This window comes from Alkalihalobacterium chitinilyticum (assembly GCF_029028005.1).
GTDB lineage: Bacteria > Bacillota > Bacilli > Bacillales > Bacillaceae_F > Alkalihalobacterium > Alkalihalobacterium chitinilyticum.
In genome coordinates this window covers 469,173-487,380 of the sequence record NZ_JAOTPO010000001.1, presented here as the reverse complement: position 1 = coordinate 487,380, position 18,208 = coordinate 469,173, and the positions used below count along the sequence as shown (strand labels likewise).

General features: G+C 37.5%; 19 protein-coding genes. 18 read left to right on the top strand and 1 reads right to left on the bottom strand.

The annotated features are described in order from the left end of the window. The first annotated feature begins 2 nt into the window (after positions 1–2). The 17 genes from N7Z68_RS02465 to spo0A all read left to right on the top strand — a co-directional run bounded on the left by N7Z68_RS02465 (position 3) and on the right by spo0A (position 16,724). Positions 3–623, top strand: a complete 621-nt coding sequence (locus tag N7Z68_RS02465) for a SpoIIIAH-like family protein (RefSeq protein WP_275116867.1) — start codon at positions 3–5, stop codon at positions 621–623. A 205-nt stretch (positions 624–828) separates the two neighbouring features. Continuing rightward, positions 829–1,188, top strand: a complete 360-nt coding sequence (locus N7Z68_RS02460) for a hypothetical protein (protein ID WP_275116866.1) — start codon at positions 829–831, stop codon at positions 1,186–1,188. A gap of 37 nt (positions 1,189–1,225) precedes the next feature. Next, on the top strand, positions 1,226–1,732 hold the full coding sequence (gene accB, locus N7Z68_RS02455; protein WP_275116865.1) for an acetyl-CoA carboxylase biotin carboxyl carrier protein: 507 nt from the start codon (positions 1,226–1,228) through the stop codon (positions 1,730–1,732). Between the two features lie 12 nt (positions 1,733–1,744). Continuing rightward, a complete protein-coding gene (gene accC, locus N7Z68_RS02450) occupies positions 1,745–3,097 on the top strand; it encodes an acetyl-CoA carboxylase biotin carboxylase subunit (RefSeq protein ID WP_275116925.1) in 1,353 nt (450 codons plus the stop codon). A gap of 44 nt (positions 3,098–3,141) precedes the next feature. Then, complete coding sequence (locus N7Z68_RS02445) at positions 3,142–3,546, top strand: Asp23/Gls24 family envelope stress response protein (protein WP_275116864.1); 405 nt, start codon at positions 3,142–3,144, stop codon at positions 3,544–3,546. 235 nt (positions 3,547–3,781) lie between these two features. Further along, on the top strand, positions 3,782–4,186 hold the full coding sequence (nusB, locus tag N7Z68_RS02440) for a transcription antitermination factor NusB (protein WP_275116863.1): 405 nt from the start codon (positions 3,782–3,784) through the stop codon (positions 4,184–4,186). Positions 4,187–4,229: 43 nt separating this feature from the next. After that, positions 4,230–5,075: a bifunctional methylenetetrahydrofolate dehydrogenase/methenyltetrahydrofolate cyclohydrolase FolD gene (gene folD, locus N7Z68_RS02435; protein WP_275116862.1), complete on the top strand. Its 846-nt coding sequence runs from the start codon at positions 4,230–4,232 to the stop codon at positions 5,073–5,075. 17 nt (positions 5,076–5,092) lie between these two features. Then, complete coding sequence (xseA, locus tag N7Z68_RS02430; protein ID WP_275116861.1) at positions 5,093–6,457, top strand: exodeoxyribonuclease VII large subunit; 1,365 nt, start codon at positions 5,093–5,095, stop codon at positions 6,455–6,457. Next, positions 6,457–6,702 carry an exodeoxyribonuclease VII small subunit gene (locus tag N7Z68_RS02425; RefSeq protein WP_275116860.1) on the top strand — a complete coding sequence of 82 codons (246 nt, stop codon included), beginning with the start codon at positions 6,457–6,459 and terminating at the stop codon, positions 6,700–6,702. Before xseA ends, N7Z68_RS02425 begins: the two co-directional genes overlap by 1 nt. After that, complete coding sequence (locus tag N7Z68_RS02420) at positions 6,702–7,586, top strand: polyprenyl synthetase family protein (protein WP_275116924.1); 885 nt, start codon at positions 6,702–6,704, stop codon at positions 7,584–7,586. Before N7Z68_RS02425 ends, N7Z68_RS02420 begins: the two co-directional genes overlap by 1 nt. A 766-nt stretch (positions 7,587–8,352) precedes the next feature. Then, positions 8,353–8,961, top strand: coding sequence for a CNNM metal transporter family protein (locus N7Z68_RS02415; RefSeq protein ID WP_275116859.1), 609 nt, complete (start codon positions 8,353–8,355; stop codon positions 8,959–8,961). Positions 8,962–8,980: 19 nt separating this feature from the next. Beyond that, positions 8,981–10,870, top strand: coding sequence for a 1-deoxy-D-xylulose-5-phosphate synthase (dxs, locus tag N7Z68_RS02410; protein WP_275116858.1), 1,890 nt, complete (start codon positions 8,981–8,983; stop codon positions 10,868–10,870). A 3-nt stretch (positions 10,871–10,873) separates the two neighbouring features. Beyond that, entirely contained in the window at positions 10,874–11,692 is an 819-nt protein-coding gene (locus N7Z68_RS02405) for a TlyA family RNA methyltransferase (RefSeq protein ID WP_275116857.1), read from the top strand. 195 nt (positions 11,693–11,887) lie between these two features. Continuing rightward, positions 11,888–12,337, top strand: a complete 450-nt coding sequence (gene ahrC / locus N7Z68_RS02400; RefSeq protein ID WP_275116856.1) for a transcriptional regulator AhrC/ArgR — start codon at positions 11,888–11,890, stop codon at positions 12,335–12,337. Between the two features lie 13 nt (positions 12,338–12,350). After that, a complete protein-coding gene (recN, locus tag N7Z68_RS02395) occupies positions 12,351–14,042 on the top strand; it encodes a DNA repair protein RecN (protein WP_275116855.1) in 1,692 nt (563 codons plus the stop codon). 122 nt (positions 14,043–14,164) lie between these two features. Continuing rightward, positions 14,165–15,484, top strand: a complete 1,320-nt coding sequence (gene spoIVB / locus N7Z68_RS02390; RefSeq protein ID WP_275116854.1) for a SpoIVB peptidase — start codon at positions 14,165–14,167, stop codon at positions 15,482–15,484. A gap of 445 nt (positions 15,485–15,929) precedes the next feature. Further along, positions 15,930–16,724, top strand: coding sequence for a sporulation transcription factor Spo0A (gene spo0A / locus N7Z68_RS02385; protein ID WP_275116853.1), 795 nt, complete (start codon positions 15,930–15,932; stop codon positions 16,722–16,724). A 47-nt stretch (positions 16,725–16,771) separates the two neighbouring features. Here the strand turns inward: spo0A and N7Z68_RS02380 are convergent, their stop codons facing one another. After that, positions 16,772–16,948 carry a hypothetical protein gene (locus N7Z68_RS02380; RefSeq protein WP_275116852.1) on the bottom strand — a complete coding sequence of 59 codons (177 nt, stop codon included), beginning with the start codon at positions 16,946–16,948 and terminating at the stop codon, positions 16,772–16,774. A 123-nt stretch (positions 16,949–17,071) separates the two neighbouring features. On the opposite strand from N7Z68_RS02380, the gene steA reads away from it, so the two are divergent. Beyond that, positions 17,072–18,202, top strand: a complete 1,131-nt coding sequence (gene steA, locus N7Z68_RS02375) for a putative cytokinetic ring protein SteA (RefSeq protein WP_275116851.1) — start codon at positions 17,072–17,074, stop codon at positions 18,200–18,202. Positions 18,203–18,208: the final 6 nt, after the last annotated feature.

Sequence of the window (18,208 nt, the reverse complement as noted above, 5' to 3'; positions counted from 1 at the left end):
AAATGGTATTAAAAAAACAAACAGTATGGTTATTAACAATGCTTAGCTTAATCGTAGTTTTATCAGTGTATTACATGACATCTCAACCGCAAAATACAACGGACTTAGCTTACATGGACGAGGATATGGAAGGTATTGAAGAAATGATGGGTGAAGAAGATGCGGGGCAGGTTTCTGTAAATATTGAAGAAGATGAAATGGAAGAGATGATGACTGAAGGTAACGAAGAAGGTGAAGGCGAAGTTGAAGACGGAATGATTTCCGCAATTAATAGTGACGAGTTCTTTACTGAAATTCGCTTAGATCGTGAAGTTTCGCGCAGTAAAATGCTTCAAGAGTATACAAATATCATTGCAGAAGCAGATGTTCCGGCTCAGGTAAAAGTGGAAGCATTAGAAAAACAAAATAACTTATTAGCGTTAGAGCAAAAAGAAAATTTATTAGAAACATTAATTCGATCAAAAGGTTATAAGGATGTTTTAGTATTAACTGAAGAAGAGCAAGTAAAAATCATTGTAAAAGCAGATGAGCTATCAAAAGAGCAAGCGAATGAAATTCTTCTAATGGCAAACGAGCAATTAGGTGAAAGATTGGTTGTTGTTGGGCATCAGCCATCAAAATAAGATTAAGTTATAGAGGATGTCCTCCTTTTTGAACACGTATTTAAAGAGGCTAATATCATATTAGTCTCTTTTTGATGTCTGATGTTTATATCTTTATTCTTTTGGAACATGATATACTATAATGCGTAGGAAACGATGAAATGGTATAATACGTCAATATCGGAGTACTAAATGATTGTAAGTATGATTTTATGAGGTGATTATAGTGGAATGGAATGACTTAACAGAAGGTGCAAAAGCAGTATTTGAACAAACACGTAACTTGAAGAATGATAACATTCAAATTGTTGAATTTGAAGTGGGATTTGTGCAGGATTTTGAAACAGAAGGCGGAAATACATATACAGTATCTATTCAAGAAGAAGACTACGACAGCATCAAACGATATACAAAAGAAAATGAATATGGCGAAAAGTTTCATATGGCAAGAAATAAAAACATTGTAAAACTAATTTTATTAGAAAACGGTAAAATTCCAGATAACTTATCTGAGTTTCCTGTGTTTCGTCAATACAAAAACGATGTTGTAGTTAAAGAAACAGAAGAAAAGGAAATGACGGAATAAATAAAAATAGCTGGATCGTGAAGGGACAAAAGAAATTATGTTAAAAGTTCAAGATATAAAAGAATTGATAAGAGTAATTGATAAGTCGACGATTGATGAAGTGGAAATCGAACAAGATGGAACGAAATTAACGATTAAAAGAAACACGAACCCATCATTAATTACACCAACAATGGTTGAAGCTCCAGCAGTTCGTGAAAACGTTCAACCAACAGTCACAGCACAAGAGCAGAAAACAGTTGCAGCAAAAGCGCCAGTGGAGGCAGAACAGCCAGTCCGAACTGAGACGAAGGTAAATGATACACATGTCACTATAAAATCTCCAATGGTAGGAACATTTTATGCTGCACCAGCTCCAGATGCACAGCCTTATGTAAAACCAGGCGACCATGTCAATGAAAGTACGATTGTTTGTATCTTAGAAGCAATGAAACTAATGAATGAACTTGAAGCTGAAGTTAACGGTAAAATTGTAGAAATACTCGTTCAAAATGGGGAATTAGTAGAATATGGACAACCATTATTCGTTGTTCAACCAGAGTAGGGAGAGTTTATGATGATAAAAAAGGTTCTAATTGCTAACCGAGGAGAAATAGCCGTTCGAATCATTCGAGCGTGTAAAGAGCTAGGTATTGAAACGGTCGCAGTTTATTCAGAAGCTGATAAAGAATCCCTTCATGTCAGGCTCGCAGACCAAGCGTTTTGTATCGGTCCAACTCCTTCGGCCAAAAGCTATTTAAACTTCACGAACATTATGAGTGTAGCTACCTTAACTGAGGTCGATGCGATCCATCCCGGATACGGTTTTTTAGCTGAAAATGCTGATTTTGCAGAGATTTGTTCAGCATGTAATGTAACATTCGTTGGACCAAGCCCTGAGGCTATAAATAGAATGGGAACTAAAGATGTGGCACGGGAAACGATGGCGAATGCCAATGTACCAATTGTTCCTGGTTCTAAGGGTATTATTGAAGATGTTGAAGCAGGTTTAAAAGTGGCTGGCGAAATTGGATACCCTGTCATTATTAAAGCGACAGCCGGCGGCGGTGGAAAAGGAATTCGTGTAGCCCGTAATGAAGCAGAGTTAAAAAAAGGAATTCAAATTACCCAACAGGAAGCAAGTACTGCATTTGGTAACCCCGGTGTTTACTTGGAAAAATACATAGAAGATTTCCGCCACGTTGAAATTCAAGTACTAGCTGATAATTACGGAAACGTTATTCACCTAGGTGAAAGAGATTGTAGTATACAAAGAAGATTACAGAAACTATTAGAAGAAACTCCTTCGCCAGCGCTGGACCAAGAGATGAGAGATAAAATGGGTGAGGCAGCTGTTAAAGCAGCAAAGGCGGTTAATTATTCAGGTGCAGGGACAGTTGAATTTATCTATGATTACCGCTTACGCCAATTTTACTTTATGGAAATGAATACAAGGATCCAAGTAGAGCATCCAGTAACAGAGATGGTTACTGGGATCGACTTAATTAAAGAACAACTTCTTGTAGCTTCCGGGAAGGAGCTGTCAGTAACACAAGAAGAGGTTACGCTTAATGGTTGGTCGATTGAATGTCGTATCAATGCCGAAAATCCAAGTAAAAACTTCATGCCTTCCCCTGGGAAAATCACAAAATATTTACCCCCTGGTGGTCTAGGTGTGCGTGTAGATTCAGCGGCATACCCTGGATATACAATATCGCCGTTTTATGACTCAATGATTGCCAAAGTAATAACTTACGGAGCAACACGAGAAGAAGCAATTGCAAGGATGAAACGAGCGTTGGCAGAGTTTGAAATCGAAGGAATTGATACTACAATTCCGTTTCATTTAAAGTTGCTTAGTCATGAAAAGTTTATTTCAGGTGAGTTTAACACGAAATTTTTAGAACAATATGATTTAACCAAACCGTAATATGGTAAAATGAATATAAGGCTGAATGATGGAGGTGCGGTAAGATGGCAGAAAATCATATCATAGACCTAGAGGAACAAAAAAATGACCTAGGTAAAGTAGAGATTTCTCCAGAAGTAATTGAAGTAATTGCAGGGATTGCATCATCAGAAGTAGATGGTGTTGCAACAATGAGGGGAAATTTTGCAACAGGTGTTGCCGAGCGATTAGGAAGAAAAAATCACGGCAAAGGTGTAAAAGTTGAGTTGAAAGAAGATGGAATAGTTGTTGATGTTTCCGTAATTATTATTTACGGGGTGTCGATTCCGGAGGTAGCTAAGAAAATTCAATCCAATGTAAAACAAGCGTTACAGACGATGACAGGTATAGACCTTGAAGCCGTTAATGTTCATGTAGTTGGTGTTCAATTTGAGGCCCAAACAGAGCCGCAAGAAGTTACTGAAGAATAAATTTTAAAGTTAAAATAGTTATTAACTGGTTTGACGATGGGAATACTATTTGCAAACAAACAGCCAAAGGATTGTGCCTTTGGCTGTTTTCTAATTGATGATGGTCCAATAGCTGCACTTCAGAGAATTCTACAAAAAAGTCGTATATTCAATAAATATCGGCAATCTCTGTTATCAGCTAGCAGAATATGCTATTATCAAACATATAATTAGGCAACAGAAGGAGAAAACACGTATGAATAGACGTCTAGCACGTTTAAGAGCCGTTCAAGCTCTTTTTCAAATTGACTTAACAGCAGTAGAATGGAAAGAAGCATTGTCAAACTCACTTGAAGACAGTGAGGAGATAACTCCATTTTTAGAAAAAATCGTTTCAGGAACGCTTTCACACCAAGAAGAGATTGATGGTATTTTATCAAAAAATCTCTCGAATTGGTCGTTAGATAGAGTTGGGAATGTCGACCGTGCCGTCCTTCGTATGGCTGTGCACGAAATGAAATACATTGATGACATTCCGATGAATGTTACATTCAATGAAGCAATTGAACTCGCAAAAGCTTTTGGCGGGGAAGAGTCAGGCCGCTTTGTCAATGGAGTATTATCTAAAGTTGTAGAAGCGATAAGTAAAGAAGAAAACTAAAAGGATGTACAAAAATAGGTTTAATGGGATAGGAGTGTAGAAAATGTCAGCAACGATTATTAGTGGGAAAGAGTTAGCTGCTAGCAAAAGACAAGAAATGAAGGTTGAAGTAGAACAACTTAGTAAAAAGGGGATTGTCCCAGGTTTAGCTGTTATTTTAATTGGAGAACACCCTGCATCTAAGTCTTATGTAACTGGAAAAGTAAAGGCATGTGAGGAAGTCGGCATCCGTTCATTACTTATTGAGAAACCAGAAGATATTGCTGAAGAAGAGCTGTTAAATTTAATTGATAGTTTAAATAATGATAAGGACGTACACGGAATTCTTGTACAATTGCCACTGCCAAAGCATATTTCAGAAAGAGCGGTAATTGAAAAAATCAGTCCAGAAAAAGATGTTGATGGCTTCCACCCAATTAGTATTGGGAAAATGATGATCGGAGAAGAAACGTTCCTTCCTTGTACTCCATTCGGCATTGTTGAGATGTTAAAGTCTAAAGAGATTAAATTAGAAGGCAAACATGTAGTTGTCATTGGAAGAAGTAATATTGTCGGAAAGCCAGTTGGACAACTTCTATTAAATGAGAATGCAACTGTTACATACTGTCATTCACGTACAGAAAATATGAAGGACTTAACAAAACAAGCAGATATATTAATCGTTGCTGTAGGAAAAGCCAACTTTGTTGATGCTAGCTATGTAAAAGAAGGGGCTGCAGTAATAGATGTAGGTGTTAACCGCTTAGATACAGGGAAATTGTGTGGAGATGTTGTTTTTGATGAAGTAAAAGAAGTTGCATCATATCTTACACCTGTACCTGGTGGAGTTGGGCCGATGACGATTACGATGCTATTACATAACACGATTATTTCGGCAAAGCGAGGTTAAGATAAGGAGCCGTTCTTATGTCTAGGGAAAATATATTATCTGTAACGGAAGTGACTCGATATATAAAAAGACAATTTGAAACTGATGATGTCCTGCAAAATGTATGGATTAGAGGAGAACTTTCTAACTTTAAACATCATAACCGCGGACATATGTACTTCACGATTAAAGATGAACAAGCGCGAATGCAAGCGGTCATGTTTGCTGGTAATAATCGGTTTCTAAAGTTTAAACCAGAAGATGGTATGAAAGTGCTTATTCGTGGTGAAATCACTGTATATGAAGCATATGGTCAGTACCAAATGTATGCTAGAGAAATGCAACCAGATGGTGTGGGAAGCTTGTATATGGCCTACGAACAATTAAAGGAAAAATTAGAAATTGAAGGCCTTTTTTCTCCACATTTGAAAAAGTCGCTTCCAAACTATGCCATGAGAATTGCGGTTGCCACTTCACCAACAGGGGCGGCGATCCGCGACATTATTACAACGATAAAAAGACGCTTTCCTATTGCTAATATCACGATATTACCTGTATTGGTGCAGGGTGAAGGTGCCGCACCTTCAATTGTAAAAGCAATCCGGCAAGCAAACGCTGCTAATATGTTTGATGTGTTAATTATCGGTCGTGGCGGAGGCTCGATTGAAGAATTATGGGCTTTCAATGAAGAGGCAGTTGCACGTGCCATTTATGAATCGAAAGTTCCAATCATATCTGCAGTTGGTCATGAAACGGACTTTACTATTGCTGACTTTGTGGCTGATATAAGGGCTGCAACACCAACAGCAGCTGCTGAATTAGCAGTTCCAGAACTAAAAGAATTGGTCAAAGCCATCGATCTTCAAAAGCTTAGATTACGCCGAGCTATAATGGAGAAGGTCGAGCGTGAAAAGCAGCGGTTAAACCGTTTACAAAAATCATATGCCTTTCGCTACCCGCAACAATTGGTTCATCAAAAAGAGCAAGAGCTAGATCGTTTATATGATCGTCTTGAACGTGAAATGCGACGACTACTAGAAAAACGATCCGAACAGATAAATCAATTAACAAAAGACATAATGAGGAACCATCCGAATGCAAAGCTGGCAGAGGCTAAGCAACAGTCGTTATTTTTAAGAGATCAACTTCTAAGAAATATGAAATGGCTGCTAAAGGAAAAACAAAACCAATTTCATAATAAAGTACAGACATTAGAAGTACTGAGTCCGTTACGAATGATGGAACGTGGTTATAGTTTAGCATTTAATGATAATAACGAGTTAGTAAAATCGGTAAGTGATGTAAGTATAGATGACGCAGTTCAAATTAGAGTTATGGATGGAACTGTAAAGTGTCAAGTTTTAGATACTAAAAAGGAAACTTTATTAAAGGTGGATGAGTGATGAGCGAGCAAAACCGTGAGGAGTTATCTTTTGAAGATGCAATAACTGAGCTTGAGAGTGTCGTCGAAAAGCTTGAGCAAGGTGACGTACCCTTAGAAGAAGCGATTTCAATGTTTCAACAAGGTATGAACTTATCGAAGCTTTGTCACGATAAGCTGACAGTCGTTGAAAAGCAATTAGAGCAAATTCTAACCGAAGATGGCCAACTAGAAGAAGCATCGTTTCAGGAGGATCAAGCAGAGTGATTGATCTTAAACAATTTCTACAAAAGAGTAAAACCGAAATAGAACAGCAATTACCAGAGTGTATAAGTCACTTAGAAGCTCCGCCTACTCTTAAAGAAGCGATGCTTTATTCGCTTTCTGCCGGTGGGAAAAGAGTTCGCCCAGTGTTATTATTAGCAACTCTTCATGCTTTTAATCGTGATGAAAAAATTGGAACTAATATCGCGTGCGCCATTGAAATGTTGCATACATACTCTTTAATACATGATGATTTACCAGCAATGGACGATGATGATTTACGAAGAGGGAAACCGACGAATCATAAGGTGTTTGGTGAAGCAATGGCTATACTTGCTGGAGATGCACTGCTCACTTATTCATTTCAATTAATTAGTGAAATGAATAGTCCAAATGTAACCGATGGAATGAAGGTAAAGTTAATGCAAGAGCTTGCTAAGGCTGCAGGACCTGAAGGAATGGTTGGCGGACAAGTTGCTGATATGGAAGGTGAAGGAAAAAGCCTTACTTTGGAGGAATTAGAATACATCCATGATCATAAAACAGGTGATCTTTTAACGTACTCCGTTATAGCCGGAGCAATTTTAGCTGAAGCAAAAGAGGAAGAAATTGAACAATTACGTTTGTTTGGGAAGGAACTTGGACTCGTTTTTCAAATTAAGGATGACATTCTTGATATTGAAGGGGACGCAGCTATGATTGGCAAGCCTGTAGGTAGTGATTTCGGGAAAGAAAAAAGCACTTACCCTGCATTATTAACAATGGACGGGGCAAAAGAAAAATTATTCGAGCATACAAATCGCGCAAAAGAATATTTATATAATGTAAAGCTTGAAAACTCATTGTTAATGGCGATAACCGACTATATTGTGGAAAGAGACCACTAAGCTGTTAGTAACGGAAACATGTTTTAGGACTGACAGACATTTTCATTGAGCGATTTTCTATCTAGTGATATAATAACTCTACAAAGAGAGAGTGGTGCAGTATTCTAGTCGGCTCTCTATTCTTGAAGGCGGGGCTAAAAATCCGCTAAAGGGCACATCGATGAAGCTCCTTGTGTCGGCTTGAGGCGCCCAGCTTTGGGTCGGCGCTGGGTGTTAAGGTGTGAGGGCGATCCACAAAGGCATGTGGGCGTTGACCCTCACACCGCGGAGGCCTTATTTTACTGCTGTATGCGGTGCATACAATAGTGGTAACATAGGGTATGAACCTGCTAAGGCAAACTTGGGTAGTTCTGCCAGCAGCGTAGCCTGCCTTGAGTGGAGTCAGAGGGGATTATGGAAGCAGGTGTAAAGGTTGTCGGCCAACAACGTTTACTCTTTGCCATATGAAATCTGCTCTGCAAAAGAGGATAAAAGAATAGCGAGGAGCTGTCGGGGAAAACTCCTAGACTGTTCGTAAGACATTTAAAGAGGATTGAAGTGTGGACTAAGTGGTAATCCAGTCTAGCGTTTGGTGACGGCGCTAAGATAGGTTTAATGGGAAACCGCCAGAGCGGCGACGCTCCGGTACGTATCTGGGAAATCCTACTGGACCTAAGCCACAGCATTTACTCTTTAAATGACCACTCAGCACTATACATATTTAAAGGATGTGTATGGCTTAATTGTGTGTCTTTTAAATTAAAAAGATAGGTGACAAATAATATAAATGAAACAATCATTTATTAAATCCATAAATTGGAGTTTAGCAATTGCCGTTATCACACTTGTGTTAGCGGCTATTTTTTCAGTTATATCGACGTTTCTCTTAAGTGGTGTAACCTGGGGCATTGGAATGCTTATAGTGTTTTTTATTGTATTAACAGGTGTGTTTTTTGATACAATTGGGGTAGCTGCGACAGCTGCAGATGAAGCTCCTTTCCATGCGATGGCTGCAAGGAAACTATTAGGAGCAAAACATGCTGTAAGAATAACAAGAAACGCAGATCGCTTTGCAAACTTTTGTAATGATGTAATTGGTGATATAGCAGGAATTGTGAGTGGGACGGCTTCAGCATATGTAGTCATTCAGCTATCCTTACAACTAGGACATGGTGAGGGGTCACTTGACCAATTTTTTATTTCTGTTTTATTTACAAGTGTAGTGGCTGCAATAACTGTTGGGGGAAAGTCTATAGGAAAAACAATAGCTATCCAATATTCTACTCCTATTATCTATCATGTCGGTAGAATATTATATATTTTAGAGGTAAAATTAAAAATAACACTTTTTGTTAATAATGGTAAGAACGGAAAAAGTAAAAAAAGAGATAAATAATTGAAAGTGAGGGTTCTTAATGGAACTTGAAAATATAAAAGACCCTAGTATGTTAAAGCAACTATCCAAAACAGAATTAGAAGAATTAGCATCTGAAATTCGTCACTTTCTAATAGAAAAGTTATCGGTTACAGGTGGTCATTTAGGTCCTAACTTGGGTGTTGTTGAGCTTACAATGGTTCTACATTACTGTTTAGAAAGCCCGAAAGATAAAATTATCTGGGATGTAGGACATCAAGCTTACGTCCATAAAATTCTTACTGGGAGAGCGGACCAGTTTGACACCTTACGTCAATATAAAGGTTTATGCGGTTTCCCAAAAAGAAGTGAAAGTGAACATGATGTATGGGAAACTGGACATAGTTCAACTTCGTTATCGGCTGCGATGGGGATGGCAGCTGCACGTGACTTAAAAGGAACGGATGAAACAGTCGTTGCTGTTATTGGTGATGGGGCTTTAACTGGCGGTATGGCTTTAGAAGCCTTAAATCATATTGGCCATGAGCAAAAAGATATTATCGTCATTTTAAATGATAATGAAATGTCTATTGCTCCGAACGTAGGTGCCCTTCACAATGTGTTAGGACGATTAAGAACCGCAGGGAAGTATCATAAAGCTAAAGAAGAATTAGAAATGTTAATTCGCAAAATCCCTGCTTTCGGTGGAAAGTTGGCTACGACAGCTGAAAGAGTCAAAGACAGCTTAAAATATTTACTCGTTTCAGGGATCTTCTTTGAAGAATTAGGATTTACTTATTTAGGACCTGTTGATGGTCATGATTTTGACGATCTCCTTGAAAATATGAGGTATGCCAAAAAGACAAAAGGACCTGTATTAATTCATGTTCTAACGAAAAAAGGGAAAGGTTATGCCCCTGCAGAAAACGACGCAGAGGGAACGTGGCATGGATTAGGGCCATACAAGATGGAGTCTGGAGAAGTAGTAAAAAAACCTGGACCGCCGAGTTATAGCGGTGTATTTAGTGACACGCTTAAAAAAATTGCTAGAGAGGATAAGCGATTAGTAGCCATTACAGCAGCGATGCCTGGCGGAACAAAGTTGGATAAGTTTGCAGCAGAATTTCCTGATCGGATGTTTGATGTCGGAATTGCTGAGCAGCACGCAACTACAATGGCTGGCGGATTAGCTACCCAAGGCATAAAGCCTGTATTTGCAGTTTACTCAACATTTTTACAAAGAGGATATGATCAAGTCGTTCATGATATCTGTCGTCAGAATTTAAATGTTGTGTTTGCAATTGACCGAGCTGGTCTAGTAGGGGCAGATGGTGAAACACACCAAGGTGTATTTGATATTGCCTACCTTCGTCACTTGCCAAATATGGTAATATTGATGCCAAAAGATGAAAATGAACTTCAGCATATGATTTATACAGCATTCCAATATGATGATGGTCCAATTGCTGTCCGCTATCCTCGAGGAAATGGTTACGGCATTAAAATGGATGAACAATTAAAGCAAATACCTATTGGAAAGTGGGAAACTCTCCAAGACGGTAATGATGCTTGTATATTGACATTTGGTACGATGATTCCAGTAGCTGAAGAAGCAGTTCGTCAACTTGCGCTACAAGGATTGTCAGTGAAAATAGTAAATGCCCGCTCAATCAAACCGCTGGATGAGCAAATGTTAACTGAACTGGCTGAAGTTAATATCCCGATCCTAACATTAGAGGAAACCTCGGTCCAAGGAAGCTTTGGAAGTGCTGTATTAGAATTTTTCCACGATAATGATTTCCATAATGTTGTCGTCGAGCGTATGGGCATACCAGATCAGTTTATTGAACATGGAAGTGTCTCTCAGCTGCTTGAGGAAATTGGTTTAACCTCAGCGAAAGTTGCAGAAAAGATTACGGCAATGGTACCTCGAAAAAGACAAAGGGCATAGAGAATGAGCAAAAAAGAACGAATTGATGTACTACTAGTAGATAAAGGTTTAATTGAAACAAGGGAAAAAGCTAAACGGGCAGTGATGGCTGGTTTAGTCTATGTAGAAAGTGAACGTATTGACAAGCCTGGAATGAAAGTCAGTATAGATGCGCCTCTAACCGTTAAAGGAGATGTATTACCTTATGTCAGCCGTGGAGGTTTAAAGCTAGAAAAAGCCATAAAGGTGTTCGATCTTAAGTTAGAGGGTGCTGTCGTTTTGGATATTGGAGCTTCGACGGGAGGATTTACCGACTGTGCTCTCCAAAATGGAGCAAAAAAAGTTTATGCCTTAGATGTAGGGTATAACCAATTAGCTTGGAAATTAAGAACGGATGAGCGTGTTTGTGTTATGGAGCGAACGAATTTTCGTTATGTCAAGGCAGAAGACCTTATTCATGGGCTTCCTAATTTTGCAACAATTGATGTTTCTTTTATTTCCTTAAAACTTATTCTTCCTGTTTTAAAAACATTGTTGTTAGAAAACAGTCATGTGATCGCTTTAATAAAACCGCAATTCGAAGCAGGTAGAGAAGAAGTGGGTAAAAAAGGGATCGTTCGCGAGCCAAAGACACATCTAAAAGTTGTACAAGATATTACAGACTTTTCTAGAAACGAAGGATATGAAATTGCCGGTATAGACTACTCGCCTATAAAAGGCGGCGAGGGTAATATTGAATTCTTGTTACATTTACGCTGGAATTCAAAAGAAGATATCGTTCCTCCTTTGTTTTCAGTAGAAGAAGTTGTAAGTCAGGCACATGAACAATTGAAGAAAGACTAAACAGAGGGGGAGACCCCTCTGTTTTTTTACATGCAACTATCAGTTTTATGCAATAGCGAATAAACTTGGGGTTTTATTATTTATACATTAATTATTATAAATATTTGTAAATACCTTGAATTCAGTGAGGATACATGTAAAATAATGAATATACAATTAGTGAATATTGATTAAAAGAATGAGCAGGTGAATGAAATGAATAAAGGACAGCGTCATATTAAGATAAGAGAAATTATTACTAATCAAGAGATAGAAACACAGGACGACTTAGTGGAACACCTAAAAAACTCAGGATACAATGTAACTCAAGCAACGGTATCACGTGACATTAAGGAGTTACATTTAGTTAAAGTACCGATGATCGATGGCCGATATAAGTATAGCTTGCCGGCTGATCAACGCTTTAATCCATTGCAAAAATTGAAAAGAGCGCTTATGGACAGCTTTGTAAGTATAGATCGTTCAGAAAATATGATCGTCATGAAAACTTTACCAGGTAATGCAAATTCGATCGGAGCATTGATCGATAACTTAGATTGGAATGAAATTATGGGAACGATTTGCGGAGATGATACGATCTTAATCATCTGCAAACATAAAGAGGACAGTCCGAGTATTACTGAACGTTTTTTAGAAATGCTATAGAGGGTGAAATATTATGCTAGTAGAACTGTCCATTAAAAACTTTGCCATTATTGATGAGTTAATAGTATCACTGAACAAAGGGCTAACAGTACTAACAGGTGAAACAGGGGCAGGAAAATCAATTATTATCGATGCCATCGGTTTGTTAGTCGGTGGAAGAGGTTCAACTGAATTTATAAGGTACGGAGCTAACCGAGCCGAAATTGAAGGATTATTTTCAATTGAACAGGATCACCCTGTAATTGAGAAAGCAAAATCATTGGGTATTGATGTTGAAGAAGGAATGATTATTGTTCGTCGAGATTTAACGACCCATGGAAAGAGTATATGTCGATTAAATGGTAAGTTAGTGACATTAGGCATTATTCGCGAAATTGGACAAACTTTAGTTGATATTCATGGCCAGCATGAGCATCAGGCTTTACTTCAACAAGATCGTCACATTGCGTTTTTAGATAGTTTTGCCAAGGATGCTCTAAAGTCAACTAAAAGTGAATATCAATTGCTTTTTAAAAAGTTTAACAACGTCAAAAATCAATTAGAACAAATGAATAAGAATGAACAGGAGTTAGCTCATCGAACAGATCTCATTCAGTATCAATTAAATGAAATTGAAAAAGCAAAGTTAAGGCCTCATGAAGATGAAGACTTATTAGAAGAAAAACTAAAGCTGGCTAATAATGAGAAGCTTTATAAAGCTCTTCATGCTAGCTACAACAGCCTATATGGTGAGGGAAAAGGGCTCGATTGGATTCATAATGCTTTGAGTCATGCAGAAGAAGCAGTCGAAATAGATCCTAAACTAAAAAAACTTGTTGAAACCGTTTCTAGCTGTTATTACTTACTTGAAGAAGCATCATTTTCATTAAGTCATCAATTTGAACATTTAGAATTTGATCCAAATCGACTTGAGATGATTGAAACTCGATTGAATGAAATTAGTTTTTTAAAAAAGAAATATGGAACAACAGTTGATGAAATTTTAGAATATGCTGCAAAAGTTGAAGATGAACTTGACACTCTTGTAAATAAAGAAGATCGAATTCAAAGTTTACAAAATGAATTAGATGCGCTTCGCTTAGACCTTGAAGTTGAAGCCAATGCATTATCAGCCATAAGAAAAGATAAAGCACTGCAATTAAGTGATTTGGTTCATCAACAATTACAAGCTCTCTATATGGAAAAAACAAAATTTACAGTTGAAATGAATAAAATACCTAATGGTCGATTTACAGAGGATGGAGTGGATACTGCTGAATTTTACATATCACCTAACCCAGGGGAACCATTAAAACCGTTATCAAAAGTGGCTTCTGGTGGTGAAATCTCAAGAATTATGTTGGCAATGAAAACCATTTTTTCAACGGGACAAGGAGTTACTTCATTAATATTTGATGAAGTAGATACAGGAGTAAGTGGCAGGGTAGCACAAGCGATCGCAGAGAAAATATACCAAATTGCATCAAAATCTCAAGTATTGTGTATTACGCATCTACCTCAAGTTGCGGCAATGGCAGACCAACATTTATATATATCTAAACAGCAAATAGAGGAAAGAACGAAAACAAATGTAAGACAGCTCACAACCGAAGAGAAAGTTCATGAAGTTGCAAGGATGATTTCAGGGGTTGAAGTGACTGAACTCACGAAGGAACACGCAAATGAATTACTAATATTAGCAGATCAAATAAAAACCAATACATGAAAAGTCGGCCAAATAAGGCTGGCTTTTATTTAGGATAGCGGTTATAAATGACACAAAACAAGGCAACATTAGTAATACAGCAAACATGGAGGTGTGTGTAAGGAGCGAGGAGAGTGAATTAGTTGTATTCAGAACAAATTAGAAAAATTATAGGAACAATTCTCCTTGTTTTTGTCATCGGTATTGGCTTTTATAAGCCTGTACATGAGTGGATAAGCATTCCTTCTCAGGTAGTTGTGTTTGAAGGGGTGGAGCAGCAATTAGTTAAATCAGCACCTGAATCAGGCAACCTCACAGCTCAGACAGATCAAGATCATCTTAAGTTTAATTCAATTAGACATGATGAAGAACAGGCTATAACTGTATTAGCCCAAGGGCAAGGGGATGGTGAGGTGACAGTTCAGTCAGGGTCTTTGCCTGTAAAGAAAGTAGATGTAAAAGTTTTGCCGGAGATTAAAGTTGTACCTGGAGGACAATCAATAGGTGTTAAACTAAACACCGATGGAGTTTTAGTCGTAGGACATCATTTAATTCAAACCGAAGATGGAGAGGAATCACCAGGTGAGATTGCTGGAATTGAAGTTGGTGATATGATTACAGAAATTAATGGTGAAAAAATAACGAGAATGAGTCAAGTGGCAGCGTTTGTTCAGGAAGCCGGTGAAAAAGCTGAAAAACTGGATATTCAAGTAAAACGTGATAAGAAAACGTTGCAAAAGAAATTGTTACCATTAAGGTCTAAGGGAGAAAGTTCGTATCGATTAGGACTATATATTCGCGATTCCGCTGCTGGAGTAGGAACATTAACCTTCTATGAGCCGAAATCAAAGAAATACGGTGCGTTAGGTCATGTTATTTCTGATGTTGATACCAAGAAACCCATTGTTGTTCATGATGGGCAAATCATTCGATCATCGGTCACTTCAATTGAAAAAGGAAGCAACGGTGATCCAGGTGAAAAATTAGCCAGTTTTTCTGATCAACGACATGTATTAGGAAGTATAACAAAAAATAGTTCATTTGGAATCTTTGGTGAACTAAACTCACCAAAGGAAGTAAAGAACGATTTGATTGATGAAGCAATGCCTATTACATTATCTTCCCAGGTTAAAGAAGGACCAGCGAAAATTTTAACCGTAGTGGAAGGGGAAAAAGTCCAAGAGTACGATATAGAAATTATTAGTTCGACCCCTCAAAAGTATCCTGCTACAAAAGGGCTTGTTCTAAAAGTTACTGACAAAGACTTAATTGAAGCTACAGGTGGAATTGTACAAGGGATGAGCGGCAGTCCAATCATTCAAGATGGAAAAGTAGTCGGTGCTGTCACACATGTCTTCGTTAATGATCCAACATCTGGTTATGGATGCCATATTGAATGGATGTTGCAAGAAGCTGGTATTGATATTTATGGAAAGAAAGATGACAGTGCAAAGGCGAGCTAAGCTCGTCTTTTTTATATGGTAAGTAGGTGTGTTTTACATAACCTCGAGTTCCTCATCACTCCTTAAAATACCCGAAGAAATTATACAATTTGCGTGGTAGAAAGCTCCTTCCACATTTTCTTTTTGCACGTTTAACAAAAACCGTCTATATCTTACAATTTATTTATGATACGATTAATAATAAAACAATATAAACCATATAATTGAATTGTATTGTAAAAACAACAACAAATAAAGAATATTCGACAAAAGTGGAAGATGTTGTTATTTCGGTATCGAAAAATATCGAATTTTATATTATAACGCATTTGTTTTATAAAAAACAATATTTTTTTTAGGAAATTTAGAAATTTTAAAGGAGTTTCAATAACGATGTCGAAATTGTTGTTTGGAATATAAACTTTGACATTTATTTTACTACTATAGAAGTTGAGGAGGACGTCGTGTGCAAAAGGTGAAGGTATGTATAGCTGATGATAACCGAGAGTTGGTTGGTTTATTAAATGAGTATATTTCTGCTCAAGATGATATGGAAGTTGTAGGGTTTGCTTACAATGGTCAGGAGTGTTTAAAGATTGTAGAGGAAAAACAGCCTGATGTACTTATTCTTGATATTATAATGCCACATTTAGACGGTTTAGCGGTATTAGAGAAGATGAACCAATTGGGGCTTAAGAAAAAGACAAACATTATCATGTTAACTGCTTTTGGTCAAGAAGATGTTACAAAGAAAGCTGTAGATTTAGGGGCTTCTTACTACATTTTAAAACCGTTTGATATGGATACACTTATTTCAAACATTCGCGAAATTAGCGGCCAAAAGCAAACTTTCATTCAAAAAACCGTTTCATATCAACAACCACAATTAAAGTCTGCAACAAAAGAATTTAACTTAGATGCGAGCATAACGAATATTATCCATGAGATTGGAGTTCCGGCTCATATTAAAGGGTATATGTATTTAAGAGAAGCGATTACGATGGTGTATAAAGATATTGAACTATTAGGTTCAATTACAAAGGTTTTATATCCAGACATTGCAAAGAAATTTAATACGACAGCCAGTCGCGTAGAACGAGCAATTCGTCATGCGATTGAAGTCGCTTGGAGTCGCGGTAACATCGATTCGATTTCTTCGTTATTTGGATATACAGTAAGTCATTCAAAAGCAAAACCAACCAATAGTGAATTTATCGCAATGGTTGCTGATAAATTAAGAATTGAGCATAAGGTAAGCTGAAAGGACCGAGAATAGAGAAAAAGAGGCTGACTACAGAGTTAGCCTCTTTATTTTTGTTCGTGTCGATAGTTTTTAAATAAGCGGACAATAGCATCAGTTCCTACCATAGGGGTGATGTGTTCGATTTCGTCTGTTTCTGAATTATAGGTAATCAAAAACCGTTCGTCACAATACTCCGCTTGATAAACTTCACGGTCATTATGTTCGTGTAAAAATTGAAACATCTTCTCACCTCCAGCTTTCATTCTATTTTTTCCTTGTCCTTTTCCCCTTATACCATTTATCTATATGGTTGAAATATGTCGTAATGGAACATACTATCAAAAAAGACACGAGGGGTATTTTGTATGAATCTTTTCCTGCGTGGAGTATGTTATGAAGGACAAATTACAAAAGACTTAGTGAAGACGCTTCCGTCAAAAAGTATTGTTGTGCTGCACCATGAAGACATTGACAGTACTGCTGCCGATGCGTTAATTGATAAAAAAGTTAAGGCGGTTATAAATGTTAAGCAATCAATGACAGGCAAGTACGACCATAATGGTGTATTAGAATTGTTACAAGCCCAAATACCTGTATATGACATTGTTGAAATAGTTGATCGTAATATCGCCTTACATTTATCAAAAGCAAAAATAATAAATAATGAGCTTTTTTTATATGAAGATAACAAGTGGTTAAAAGTTGCGAAATTATACCGATATACCTTCAGCCGGGTAAAAGATCTAAAAAAAGTCGCCTTTTTTCATTCGACAGAAACATATAAAGATTTTGTAAGTAATTCGCTTACCTATGCGGACAAAGAACTGGGAGATTTCTTAAGTGAATATCAACAGTATCAACCATTTAGCGAACTAGACGGAAAAGAAGTAGTCATCGTTGTTAGAGGGGCAAAATATAAACAAGATTTTCAGGTAGTTCTGCCAATAATAAAGCGAAAGAAGCTACCTATTATCGCTGTCGACGGGGCTGCAGATGGGTTAGCTGAATTAGGTGTCTTTCCCGATTATATTATTGGAGACATGGACTCTGTTAGTGAGAGGTTATTACAATCAGGGGCAAAGCTTATTGCCCATTGTTACCTTAATGGAAATTCCCCAGGCTATGATCGAGTCTGTAAATTAGGTTTATCGTGTGAAAAGCTGCCATTTGTAGGGACGAGTGAAGATGTTGCTGTGATTTTCTCTTACTGGGCAAACGCGAAAGTCATTTATTTGGTCGGCGGTCACAATTCAATGAACGATTTTTTAGAAAAAGGAAGAAATGGGATGGGCGCAACCCTTTTAACTCGAATGCAAGCTGGCCATCGTATTGTCGATTTAAAGGGTATCCATCGTTTGCGGTCAAACAGAGAGAAGTATTCACTACCAATGTACCCAATTGCGGGTAGTATCATGGTACTACTAATTATGAGCTCTACTTCAAAAATTCAATTGCTTTTCATGATTTTATGGAATTGGATAAAAGTAGGAGGGTGAAGATAA